This window comes from Tessaracoccus aquimaris, from assembly GCF_001997345.1.
In the GTDB taxonomy this organism is placed as follows: domain Bacteria; phylum Actinomycetota; class Actinomycetes; order Propionibacteriales; family Propionibacteriaceae; genus Arachnia; species Arachnia aquimaris.
In genome coordinates, this window is sequence record NZ_CP019606.1 from 768,785 (window position 1) to 780,202 (window position 11,418).

The following is an 11,418-nucleotide window of genomic DNA, read 5'->3' on the forward strand; positions in this document are numbered from 1 at the left end:
CGCTCATAGTGAAGTAGAGTTACGTGCGCCGCGACCCCTGGGTCGCGGCGCACGTGCCATGTCCACCCACAGTCAACCCAGGAGGTCTGGTGGCTTACCAGCGAGTCTTGTTGAAGCTTTCCGGCGAGGAGTTCGGGGGAGGCAAACTGGGCGTCGACCCGGTGATCGTCTCCAACATCGCGGACCAGATCGCCCAGGTGGTGCGGGGTGGAACCCAGGTCGCCGTCGTCGTCGGCGGTGGCAACTACTTCCGCGGTGCCGAGCTCTCCAAGAGCGGGATGGCGCGCGACCGGGCCGACTACATGGGCATGCTCGGCACCGTCATGAACGCCATCGCGCTGCAGGACTTCTGTGAGAAGGCGGGCATCGAGACCCGCGTCCAGTCGGCCATCAGCATGGCGCAGGTCGCCGAGCCATACATCCCGCGTCGCGCGGAACGCCACATGGAGAAGGGCCGCCTCGTGATCTTCGGCGCCGGCTCCGGTATGCCGTACTTCTCCACCGACACCGTCGCGGCGCAGCGCGCCCTCGAGATCGGCGCAGAGGTGCTGCTGATGGGCAAGCAGGGCGTCGACGGGGTCTACAACAAGGACCCGAAGATCCATCCCGACGCGACCAAGTTCGACCGGCTCACGCACGACCAGTTCCTCACGGAGGACCTGAAGGTCGCAGACGCCACCGCGATCTCGCTGGCGCGCGACAACAATCTCAACCTCGTCTTCTTCAGCCTCTCCGAACCCGGCAACATCGCGCGCGCCATCGCGGGCGAGCCGATCGGCACCCTCGTCACCCGCTAGACAACTCTCAGGCACTAGGAGCCAAGAACAAGATGATCGCCGAAATCCAGCAGGAAGCCGCCACCAAGATGCAGCAGGCGGTGGACCACGCCCGCGAGGACATGGCCACGATCCGGACCGGCCGCGCCCACCCCGCGATGTTCAACAAGATCAACGCCGACTACTACGGCGCCCCGACGCCGCTGCAGCAGCTCGCGCAGTTCACCTCGCCCGACCCCCGCTCGCTGCTGATCACCCCCTTCGACCGCAGCGCCATCGGCGCCATCGAGAAGGCCATCCGCGACGCCGACCTTGGAGTCAACCCGAGCAACGACGGCAACGCCGTGCGCATCGTGATGCCGCAGCTCACGGAGGAGCGCCGCAAGGAGTACATCAAGATGGCCAAGGGCAAGGCCGAGGACGCGCGCATCGCCGTGCGCAACATCCGCCGCAACGCCATGGACCAGTTGAAGAAGCTCGAGAAGGACGGCGAGATCGGCGAGGACGACCTCTCCCGCGCCGAGAAGGCCCTCGACGGCACCACGAAGAAGTTCGTCGAGAGCGTCGACGAGGTGCTGAAGCACAAGGAAGCCGAACTGGCTGAGGTGTGATGTCCCAGGTCGAGCAGGCACCCAAAAAGGCGAAGGGGGGCCGGGATCTTCCGGCCGCCATCGCCGTGGGGGTGGGGCTGTTCGCCGCGCTCGCCGTCGGGCTGATCTGGGCGCCGTGGTTCTTCGCGATCCTCGTCGCCACCGCGCTCGGGCTCGGCACCATCGAGGTGCACCGGGCCCTGCTGCGCAAGTCGATGCGCTCCGAGATCGTGCCGATCGTGATCGGCACCGTCGTCAGCACGCTCGGCAGTTACGCCGCCGTGGTCGCGAGGATCGACCTCGACCCGACCACCCTCGTCATCATCTGCCTCACCGCGACCATGATTGTCGCGCTCGCGCTGCGGCTCAGGCGCGGGCCTGAGGGTTTCGTGGGGGACGTCGCGGCCAGCGCACTCCTGATCGCCTACATCCCGCTGCTCGGCGCCTCGGTGCCACTGCTGCTCGTCGCCTCGGACGGCACCATGCGGATCCTCACGATCGTCGCATGCGTCGTCGCCTCCGACACGGGCGCCTTCGCCGTCGGGGTGCTGTTCGGCAGGCACAAGATGGCCCCGACCATCAGCCCAAACAAGACCTGGGAGGGCTTCGCCGGAGGGATCGTCTTCTCCGTCGCGGTCGGCGTGCTCGCCGCCATCTACCTGCTGCAGATCCACTGGGCCATCGGACTGCTCCTCGGCGTGCTGCTCAGTCTCGCGGGCACCGTCGGCGATCTGGTTGAATCGTTGATCAAGCGGGACGTAGGCTTGAAGGACATGTCGAACTTCCTGCCCGGCCACGGGGGAGTGATGGACCGCCTGGACTCCATGCTCGTCGCGGTGCCCGTCGGCTGGATGATTCTGCACCTGACCATCGGCGGCTGAGACCGCCCGGAAGGACCCCGCCGTGCCCACCCAACTCCCGCTCGTCTTCGAGGCCCCCCGCAGAGGAAAGCCCCCGAAGCACTGGCTCGACCTCGCACCAGAGGAGCGCGTCGAGGCGACCGTCAAGCTCGGCCTTCCCAAGTTCCGCGCCGACCAGATCTCCCGGCACGTCTTCGACCGCCTCGAGGTCGACGCCGCGAACTTCACCGACCTTCCCGCCGCCATCCGCGCCGACCTCGGTGAGCAACTCTTCCCGAACCTGCTCGACCAAGTCACCGTCCGCAGCACCGATGACGGCTCCACGCTCAAGACGCTGTGGAAGTTGCACGACGGCTCGCTGCTCGAGTCCGTGCTGATGCGCTACCCCAACCGGACGACGCTCTGCATCTCCTCACAGGCGGGCTGCGGCATGGCCTGCCCGTTCTGCGCCACCGGCCAGGGAGGCCTGAAGCGCAACCTCTCGCAGGCGGAGATCACCGCGCAGGTGCTCGCGGCCGATCAGCAACTCGCCACCGGCGCGGTGCCCGGCGCAAGCGGCAGGCTCAACAACATCGTCTTCATGGGGATGGGTGAGCCGCTGGCCAACTACAACGCCGTGATGGGCTCGATCCGCACGTTCGTGGAGCCGAGCCCCAACGGCTTCGGGATGAGTGCACGGCACATCACCGTCTCCACGGTGGGCCTCGTCCCGCAGATCACCAAGCTCACGGAGGAGGGGCTGCCGCTGACGCTCGCGGTGTCGCTGCACGCCCCCGACGACGAGTTGCGCGACGAGATCGTCCCCATCAACAACAGGTGGAAGGTGGACGAGGTCGTCGACGCGGCCTGGGAGTACGCCAAGAAGACCAAGCGGCGCGTCTCCATCGAGTACGCCATGATGCGCGACATCAACGACCAGGTCGAGCGCGCCGAACTGCTCGCGAAGGTGCTCAAGCGGCGCGGTGACTGGGGCTGGGTGCACGTCAACCTCATCCCCCTGAACCCGACACCTGGCTCGAAGTGGACGGCGTCTCGCAAGGTGGACGAGAAGGCGTTCATCGACACGCTGGATCGTCGCGGCGTGCCCGTGACGCTGCGCGACACCCGCGGCCAGGACATCGACGGCGCTTGTGGGCAGCTCGCCGCGAGCCAGTCGCAGGCCTGACACCCCGGGTGGTCCCGGCGCGCACGCGTCCATGGATACCCACCTGAGTTGGGCGGTCGCCCCCCAGGGGTAAACTCCGCTCCGGCCCTGACCGTCTATACGAGGAGAACAATGGACAAGCAGTTGGAGCGCGTCTACGAAGCCGTCATCGCCCGGAACCCGGGGGAGGCAGAGTTCCACCAAGCGGTCCGTGAGGTCCTGGAGAGCCTCGGCCCGGTCATCCAGCGTCACCCCGAGTACCTCGAGATGAAGATGCTCGAGCGCATCTGCGAGCCCGAGCGACAGATCATCTTCCGGGTGCCGTGGATGGACGACAAGGGCGAGGTGCACATCAACCGCGGCTTCCGCGTCGAGTTCAACTCCGCGCTCGGCCCCTACAAGGGCGGCCTGCGCTTCCACCCGAGCGTCTACCTCGGCGTGGTCAAGTTCCTCGGCTTCGAGCAGATCTTCAAGAACGCCCTGACCGGGCTGCCCATCGGCGGCGGCAAGGGCGGCTCCGACTTCGACCCGCGCGGCAAGTCCGACGCCGAGGTGATGCGCTTCTGCCAGTCCTTCATGACCGAGTTGTACCGCCACCTGGGCGAGTACACCGACGTCCCCGCGGGTGACATCGGCGTCGGCGGCCGCGAGATCGGCTACATGTTCGGCCAGTACAAGCGGATCACCAACCGCTACGAGTCGGGCGTGCTCACCGGAAAGGGCATCGGCTGGGGCGGCTCGCTCGTGCGCACCGAGGCCACCGGCTACGGCACCGTCGTGTTCGCAGAGGAGATGCTGAAGACCCGCGGCGAGAGCTTCGACGGCAAGCGCGTGATGGTGTCGGGTTCCGGCAACGTCGCGATCTACGCCGCCGAGAAGGCCGCCCAGTTGGGCGCCACCGTCGTCGGCTTCTCCGACTCCTCCGGCTACGTCGTCGACGAGGCGGGCATCGACCTCGACCTGCTCAAGCAGATCAAGGAGATCGAGCGCGGCCGCGTCTCCGACTACGTCGACCGGCGCTCCTCCGCGAAGCTCGGCACCGCCGGCTCCATCTGGGACGTCCCGGTCGATGTCGCACTGCCGTGCGCGACGCAGAACGAGTTGAACGGCGAGCAGGCCGCGACGCTGGTCAAGAACGGCGTCAAGGTCGTCGCGGAGGGCGCGAACATGCCCACCACCCCCGACGGCGTGCACATCTTCCAGGACGCGGGCGTGTTGTTCGCGCCGGGCAAGGCGGCCAACGCCGGTGGCGTTGCCACCTCTGCCCTGGAGATGCAGCAGAACGCCAGCCGTGATTCGTGGAGCTTCGAGTACACCGAGGAGCGCCTGACCGACATCATGCAGAACATCCACGAGCAGTGCGCCACCACGGCGGAGAGCTACGACCGCCCCGGCGACTACGTGCTCGGCGCCAACATCGCGGGCTTCGACCGGGTCGCAAAGGCGATCCAGGCTTTCGGCCTCGTCTGATCGACGCTGCTCCGATCGACATGCGCGACGCCCCGGCCGACCGGCCGGGGCGTCGTCGCGTCCAGGAACTCAGGAGAGCAGGGCTGGCCAGGACTCGGAGCCGACGTACCCGTCGACGGTGAGGCCCCTGTCGCTCTGGAAGGCGCGAACGGTCGCGGCCGTCTGCTCGCCGTAGTCGCCGTCGACGATGGTGGGGTAGCCGCGGTCGTTGAGCAGCGCCTGCAGCACCTTCACGGCCCCGCCCGAGTCACCCTGGCGCAGTTCGGGCGTCAGGGTCTCCCACGTCGTGTCGTCGACGACGCCCGTCACGCTCAGCCCCTGCTGAGCCTGCCACTGGCGCACGGAGCGCTCGGTCGCCGCCCCGAAGTCGCCGTCGACGAAGGTGCGAACCCCCTGCATGCCCAGAAGGCCCTGCAGCGCGACGACCACGTATCCGCCGTCCCCGCGGCCCAACGGGTAGAACCGGTCGAAGCGCTGCTCCACAGGCGCGACCGGCGGGTCGTCCACGACAGGCGGTTCGTCCACGACCGGCGGCTCGGAGGGCTCGGTCGGTTGAGGCGTGGGCGTCTCCGGGGACGGCTGCGTCGCCGGGGCCGGGCTCGGGGTCCGCGTCACGGTCACGACGACGGTGGGCCGCGGCGCGGGCGTCGGGGTCGGCTGCGCCTTGGTCGCGGACGGAGGCGGAGCCGGGGAGGCCACCTTCGGGTCCGAGCCGCCGAGGAAGAGCAGCGCCAGCCCGACGGCCGCAGCCAGTCCGATCACCGCAAGGCTGGCCACCACGGCGACGCGCCACCTGCCTTCACGATCCTTAGGCTGAGGCTCGGGCTGGGGTTCCGGCGGCGCCGCGAACCAGACCGCGCAGTGCGCGCAGAACTCTTCGGTGGCCGGCGCTCCACACTGGCGACACTGTCGCATCCCAACCCCCAGGATCTCGGTTGCAGCGACACGATATCCCGGCGTCGTCAGGCGTCAACGGCGGGGTCCGGCTCGTCCCAGAGCCGCCGGTAGTGCGCGATCCGGTCCGGGTCGGGCTCGATGCCGTAGGCGTCCCAGAAGGCCCTCTCGTGACCCGGGCCGTAGTCCCACTCGAGCGACCAGGAGGCGATCGCCAGGTCGGCCCAGCGGTCCGCGACGCCGAGCGATCCGAGGTCGACGTGGCCGACGAACCGGCCGTCGGCCCCGATGATCGTGTTGGGGACGCAGGCGTCGCCGTGCGCGATGACGAGTTGGTCGATGTCGGGTTGGTCGCCCACCCAGTCGACGGCGCCGAACATCGAGATCGACGGGTCCAGCGAGTGCAGCACCGCATAGCCCTCGCCGATCGCGGCGGCGGCCCGGTCGGGGTCAGCCGTCCAGCGCGGGTCGACGGCGGAGACGCCCGGCAGCGCGCCACTGACGAGAAGCCACTGGTCGCCGTCATCGACGTAGTCGAAGACCCGAGGGGCCGGATGCCTGCCGGAGAGCCAGCTCATCCGCTCCGCCTCCGGCTCCAGGTCGACCGGGCTCCACTTGGCGAACAGGTCCTTGGTGTCGGGCGCCGTCAGCCGGGCAGTGATCCCGCCGAGCTCGTTTCGCCACACCAGTTCCGCGACGTCGCGGCGATGCTCGCGCGCCCACCGGGTGACGAGTTCGGGAACTGGGGTGCCTGCCGGGGGAGGAGCTGCCAAAGCCATGACTCCGATCGTGTCACATGGGGCAAGTTCGTCGTGCGCGGAGGACGCCTAGACTTGCCCGGTGCGCACCATCGTTCTGCTCGGCTCCACCGGGTCCATCGGTACCCAGACCCTCGACGTGATCTCGACCCGACGCGACCAGTTCCGCGTCATCGGGCTCGCGGCCTCTGGCGGCAACCTCGAGACCCTTGTCGCCCAGATCGTCGAGTTCCGTCCCCAGGTCGTCGCGCTCGCCAAGCCGAGCGCCGCGCAGGAGTTGCAGCGGCTGCTGTACGCCGCGGCCGACGGGCACGGCTGGAACCAGGGGGATTTCGCGATGCCGAAGCTGCTGCTCGGCCCGGGCGCCGCCACCGACCTCGCGGCGATGCAGTGCGACGTCGTCGTCAACGCCATCACCGGAGCCGCTGGGCTGCTCCCGACGCTCGCGGCCCTGGGCGCTGGCACCACACTGGCGCTGGCCAACAAGGAGTCGCTCGTCATCGGCGGACGGCTCGTCACCGGCGCGGCGAGCCCCGGGCAGATCGTGGCGGTCGATTCCGAGCACTCGGCGTTCGCCCAGGCGCTGCGCGCTGGCAGGGCCGACGAGGTCCGCCGCCTGATCCTGACCGCCTCCGGGGGGCCGTTCCGCGGCCGCGACCGGGCCGAACTCGAAGGCGTCACCCCTGATGACGCGATGGCCCACCCGACGTGGGCGATGGGACGCGTCATCACCATCAACTCCTCCACCCTCGTCAACAAAGGCCTGGAACTGCTGGAGGCGGCCCTGCTCTACGACGTCGCGCTCGACGACGTCGTCGTGACGGTGCACCCGCAGTCGATCGTGCACTCGATGGTCGAGTTCCAGGACGGGTCGACCATCGCGCAGGCCTCCCCGCCGGACATGCGGCTGCCCATCGGCATCGCCCTGACGTGGCCGGAGCGGCTCGCCGACGCGGCCCGCCCGTGCGACTGGTCCACGCCGGCCGCCTGGACCTTCGAGCCCCTCGACTCGGACACCTTCCCGGCCGTCGAACTGGCCCGCTCCGCGGGCAAGGCCTCCGGCACCGCCCCCGCCGTCTACAACTCGGCCAACGAGGCCGCCGTCGACGCGTTCTGTGACGGCCGGATCGGCTTCCTCGACATCACCGACATCATCGCGGCCTGCCTCGACGAGCACCTCGCCGACGGGCACGTCGCGGACGCCGACCTCACGGTCGACGCCGTCCTCGCCGCGGACCGCTGGGGTCGCCAGCGCGCCGCCGAACTCGTGGAGGCCCGCGCATGACCGTCTTCCTCACCATCGTGTTCGCGATCCTGTTCTTCGCGCTCATCATGGCCTCGATCGCCTTCCACGAGATCGGCCACCTGGTGCCAGCCAAGCTGTTCGGCGTGAAGGTCACGCAGTACTTCGTCGGCTTCGGCAAGACGCTGTGGTCGCGCACCAAGGGCGGCACCGAGTACGGCGTCAAGGCCGTCCCGCTCGGCGGCTACGTCAAGCTCGTCGGGATGTACCCGCCGGAGAAGCACGTCGAGAGGCCCAACTGGCTCACCCGGCTCGCCGACCAGGCCCGCTCATTCGAGTACGAGGACATCACGCCCGCCGACGACGGCCACCTGATGTATCAGAAGAAGACGTGGCAGAAGATCGTCATCATGCTCGGCGGGCCCCTGATGAACATCCTGCTCGCCTTCCTGATCTTCCTCGGCATCAACGTCTTCCACGGCACCTACGAGTCGACGCTGACCGTGGCGAACGTCTCCGAGTGCGCGATCCCCGCGAACCGTCCCGACCAGAAGTGCACCGCTGCCGACCCGCTGACCCCCGCCAAGGAGGCGGGCGTCGAGGTCGGCGACGTGCTCGTCAGCTTCAACGGCGTCCAGTTGACCAGTTGGCTGCAGATGGGCGACCTGATCCGCGAGAACCGCGACCAGCCCGCGACCGTGGTGGTGGAGCGCGACGGCAGGCAGGTCACGCTTGCCACCGTCGACACCGTGCTCAACCACGTGCCCGACCGGATCGACCCGAGCAAGTACGTCGAGGCAGGCTTCTTCGGCGTCTCCCCGACGCAGGAACTGACCCACGGGGGGCCCATCAAGACCGTCGAACAGATGTGGACGATGACCGAGCAGTCCGCGGTCGCCCTCGTCAGCTTCCCGGTGCGCGTCTACAACGTGGCGGCAGACCTCGTCACGGGCAAGCCGCGCGACATCAACTCGCCGCTGTCGATCGTCGGCGCATCACGCATCGCGGGCGAGATCGGCGTCGACACCCAGATGTCGGCGGGCGACAAGGCCGCGACCTGGCTGTCGCTGCTCGGCTCCGTGAACCTGTTCGTGGCCCTGCTGAACCTGGTGCCGCTGCTTCCCCTGGACGGCGGCCACATCGCGGGCGCCATCTACGAGTGGCTCAAGCGCAACCTCGCGAAGGTCTTCGGGCGCAAGGACCCGGGTCCGGTCGACACTGCGCGGGCGCTGCCGCTGACCTATCTCGTGGGCGGCTTCCTGCTGATCGGCGGCCTCGTGCTGGTGATCGCCGACATCGTCAGCCCCATTCAGCTCTTCTAGGCGGGCCGATGATGGCGGGAGTTCTTCGGCGCAGGTACTAATCTTGGGGGCATGTCCGTGAATCTCGGTATGCCCGCCCCTGCCCCCGTCACCCTCGCGCCGCGCCGCAAGACGCGTCAGATCAAGGTCGGGAAGGTGCTGGTGGGCGGCGACGCCCCGATCAGCGTCCAGTCGATGACGACCACCAAGACCACCGACATCAACGCGACCCTGCAGCAGATCGCGGAACTGACCGCCACCGGGTGTGACATCGTGCGCGTCGCGGTCCCGAGCCAGGACGACGCAGAGGCGCTGCCGATCATCGCCATGAAGTCCCAGATCCCCGTGATCGCCGACATCCACTTCCAGCCGAAGTACGTCTTCGCCGCCATCGACGCGGGCTGCGCGGCGGTCCGCGTCAACCCGGGCAACATCAAGCAGTTCGACGACAAGGTCGCCGAGATCGCGAAGGCCGCGGCAGAGGCAAACGTCAGCCTGCGGATCGGCGTCAATGCCGGATCGCTCGACAAGCGACTGCTCGCCAAGTACGGAGCCCCGACGCCGGAGGCCCTCGTCGAGTCCGCGCTGTGGGAGGCGTCCCTGTTCGAGGAGGTCGGCTTCTACGACTTCAAGATCTCGGTCAAGCACAACGACCCCGTCGTGATGGTGCGCGCCTACGAACTGCTCAGCGAACGCTGCGACTACCCGCTGCACCTGGGCGTCACCGAGGCAGGGCCGGCGTTCCAGGGCACCATCAAGAGTTCCGTCGCGTTCGGGGCGCTGCTCTCCGAGGGCATCGGCGACACCATCCGCGTCTCGCTGTCCGCGCCGCCCGCCGAGGAGGTCAAGGTCGGGCTCAAGATCCTCGAGTCGCTGAACCTGCGGCCCCGCAAGCTCGACATCGTCTCGTGCCCCTCCTGCGGCCGCGCGCAGGTCGACGTGTACACGCTGGCCGAGCAGGTCACCAAGGGCCTTGAGGGCATGGAGGCGCCGCTGCGCGTCGCGGTGATGGGCTGCGTCGTCAACGGCCCAGGCGAGGCCCGCGAGGCCGACCTCGGCGTCGCGTCGGGCAACGGCAAGGGCCAGATCTTCGTCAAGGGCGAGGTCATCAAGACCGTGCCCGAGGACCAGATCGTCGAGACGCTGCTCACAGAGGCGCGCCGGCTCGCGGCCGAGATGGGCGAAGTTGGCCAACCGGAGGTCAGCGTCTCCTAATGTCTCCCTCATGAATCCCCGACTGCATGCCCTTGGCGCGGCAGATCGGGACTCCGTGCTGGACTATCTGGCCCGTAGCCCCGTCGAGAATCTGTTCCTCGCGTCAAAGGTCGACGCATACGGGATCGACCGCCGTCGCCTCGGCAAGCTGTACGCCTTCGAGCGCGACGGGCAGATCGCCTCGCTGCTGCTCGACGGCGGCACCCTGTTCGTGGCGGGCTTCGACCCCGAGGCCCTGCCAGCATTCGTCACCCACCTCGGGCCGATCCGGCGCTGCACGTCGATCCTCGGCCCCGCCATCTCGGTGCTCGGCCTGTTCGTCGGCCTCGCGGAGCGGTGGCGCGGGGCGTGGGGGAGCGTCTCGAACGTGCGCAAGCGGCAGCCGCTGATGCTGCTGGAGGAGGCGCCCGAGCCGCCCGCCGACCCGCGCGTGCGCAAGCTGACGGTGGACGACTACCAGAGCTACCTCGACGCGTCGGTGAGCATGTACACCGACGAGATCGGCAGTTCCCCGTTCAAGTACGGCGCCGGCTACGAACGCTTCGTGATGGACCGGCTCCGCGCGGGTGAGGCCTACGGCATCGTCGAGGGCGGCAAGGTGATCTTCAAGGCCGACCTCGGCCCGAAACTGCGCGACCAGGCACAGCTGCAGGGCGTGTGGGTCTCGCCCGATCGGCGCGGCGAGGGCATCAGCGTGCCCGCCCTCTCAGGCATGCTGCGGTTGGCGATGCGCGACTATCCGACGATCAGCCTCTACGTCAACGACTTCAACACCCCCGCGATCCGGGCCTACGAGAAGCTGGGCTTCGTCGAGGTCGGAGCACTCGCCACCGTGCACTACTGAGCCGCCCGCGGTCCACGGCCAGTTCGTGGCCGAGACGAAGAAGTGTTCGCTCGTCGCGTGCAAGGCCCGCGGCACCTGGCGCGCCGACGACGGCCGCGTGATCCTCGAGGCGGAGGCCAACGCCGACCTGTACGTGGGACGGACGGCCGAGGCCTACGGCTTCCCCGGCGAGAGCGAGAGGGTCTACACGGTCTACGACCGTTCCTGGCTGCGCGTGTGGATGTGGGGATCGGTGTCGGTGCTGATCGGCCTGGTGTGCCTGGCCAGCGGCATCGTGGAGGTGGCGGCCCTTCGCCGGGCGCTAGAGTGAGGCCGTGATTTCC

General features: G+C 68.6%; 12 protein-coding genes. 10 read left to right on the plus strand and 2 right to left on the minus strand.

What is annotated here, in order from left to right:
• The first annotated feature begins 86 nt into the window (after positions 1–86).
• The 5 genes from pyrH to gdhA all read left to right on the plus strand — a co-directional run bounded on the left by pyrH (position 87) and on the right by gdhA (position 4,840).
• Entirely contained in the window at positions 87–797 is a 711-nt protein-coding gene (pyrH, locus tag BW730_RS03620; RefSeq protein ID WP_077687506.1) for a UMP kinase, read from the plus strand.
• A gap of 32 nt (positions 798–829) precedes the next feature.
• Positions 830–1,387: a ribosome recycling factor gene (frr, locus tag BW730_RS03625; RefSeq protein ID WP_077685059.1), complete on the plus strand. Its 558-nt coding sequence runs from the start codon at positions 830–832 to the stop codon at positions 1,385–1,387.
• Positions 1,387–2,247, plus strand: coding sequence for a phosphatidate cytidylyltransferase (locus tag BW730_RS03630; protein WP_077685060.1), 861 nt, complete (start codon positions 1,387–1,389; stop codon positions 2,245–2,247). Before frr ends, BW730_RS03630 begins: the two co-directional genes overlap by 1 nt.
• Before the next feature lie 22 nt (positions 2,248–2,269).
• A complete protein-coding gene (gene rlmN, locus BW730_RS03635; RefSeq protein WP_077685061.1) occupies positions 2,270–3,391 on the plus strand; it encodes a dual-specificity RNA methyltransferase RlmN in 1,122 nt (373 codons plus the stop codon).
• Positions 3,392–3,502: 111 nt separating this feature from the next.
• The gene (gene gdhA, locus BW730_RS03640) at positions 3,503–4,840 is read left to right on the plus strand and encodes an NADP-specific glutamate dehydrogenase (RefSeq protein ID WP_077685062.1); all 1,338 of its coding nucleotides are present in this window, start codon (positions 3,503–3,505) and stop codon (positions 4,838–4,840) included.
• Positions 4,841–4,909: 69 nt separating this feature from the next.
• Here the strand turns inward: gdhA and BW730_RS03645 are convergent, their stop codons facing one another.
• Entirely contained in the window at positions 4,910–5,620 is a 711-nt protein-coding gene (locus BW730_RS03645; protein WP_145952705.1) for a peptidoglycan-binding domain-containing protein, read from the minus strand.
• 182 nt (positions 5,621–5,802) lie between these two features.
• Positions 5,803–6,513 carry a phosphotransferase gene (locus BW730_RS03650; RefSeq protein WP_077685064.1) on the minus strand — a complete coding sequence of 237 codons (711 nt, stop codon included), beginning with the start codon at positions 6,511–6,513 and terminating at the stop codon, positions 5,803–5,805.
• A gap of 61 nt (positions 6,514–6,574) precedes the next feature.
• Between BW730_RS03650 and dxr the strand changes: the two genes are divergently transcribed.
• From dxr to BW730_RS03675, 5 genes are read left to right on the plus strand one after another with little or no spacing between them, the layout of a single operon-like run.
• Positions 6,575–7,777: a 1-deoxy-D-xylulose-5-phosphate reductoisomerase gene (gene dxr / locus BW730_RS03655; RefSeq protein WP_077685065.1), complete on the plus strand. Its 1,203-nt coding sequence runs from the start codon at positions 6,575–6,577 to the stop codon at positions 7,775–7,777.
• Positions 7,774–9,057 carry a M50 family metallopeptidase gene (locus tag BW730_RS03660; RefSeq protein WP_077685066.1) on the plus strand — a complete coding sequence of 428 codons (1,284 nt, stop codon included), beginning with the start codon at positions 7,774–7,776 and terminating at the stop codon, positions 9,055–9,057. The genes dxr and BW730_RS03660 overlap by 4 nt, the downstream gene beginning before the upstream one ends.
• 51 nt (positions 9,058–9,108) lie before the next feature.
• Entirely contained in the window at positions 9,109–10,251 is a 1,143-nt protein-coding gene (gene ispG / locus BW730_RS03665; RefSeq protein WP_077685067.1) for a flavodoxin-dependent (E)-4-hydroxy-3-methylbut-2-enyl-diphosphate synthase, read from the plus strand.
• Between the two features lie 10 nt (positions 10,252–10,261).
• Positions 10,262–11,095, plus strand: a complete 834-nt coding sequence (locus BW730_RS03670) for a GNAT family N-acetyltransferase (protein ID WP_077685068.1) — start codon at positions 10,262–10,264, stop codon at positions 11,093–11,095.
• A gap of 25 nt (positions 11,096–11,120) precedes the next feature.
• Complete coding sequence (locus BW730_RS03675; RefSeq protein ID WP_077685069.1) at positions 11,121–11,405, plus strand: hypothetical protein; 285 nt, start codon at positions 11,121–11,123, stop codon at positions 11,403–11,405.
• The last annotated feature ends 13 nt before the right edge of the window (positions 11,406–11,418 follow it).

Excerpts from the sequence above, each read along its gene's own strand:
- gdhA (WP_077685062.1), top strand. The coding sequence starts at position 3,503 with ATGGACAAGCAGTTGGAGCGCGTCTACGAAGCCGTCATCGCCCGGAAC.
- ispG (WP_077685067.1), top strand. The coding sequence starts at position 9,109 with ATGTCCGTGAATCTCGGTATGCCCGCCCCTGCCCCCGTCACCCTCGCG.
- BW730_RS03630 (WP_077685060.1), top strand. The coding sequence starts at position 1,387 with ATGTCCCAGGTCGAGCAGGCACCCAAAAAGGCGAAGGGGGGCCGGGAT.
- frr (WP_077685059.1), top strand. The coding sequence starts at position 830 with ATGATCGCCGAAATCCAGCAGGAAGCCGCCACCAAGATGCAGCAGGCG.
- BW730_RS03670 (WP_077685068.1), top strand. The coding sequence starts at position 10,262 with ATGAATCCCCGACTGCATGCCCTTGGCGCGGCAGATCGGGACTCCGTG.
- BW730_RS03660 (WP_077685066.1), top strand. The coding sequence starts at position 7,774 with ATGACCGTCTTCCTCACCATCGTGTTCGCGATCCTGTTCTTCGCGCTC.
- BW730_RS03650 (WP_077685064.1), bottom strand. The coding sequence starts at position 6,513 with ATGGCTTTGGCAGCTCCTCCCCCGGCAGGCACCCCAGTTCCCGAACTC.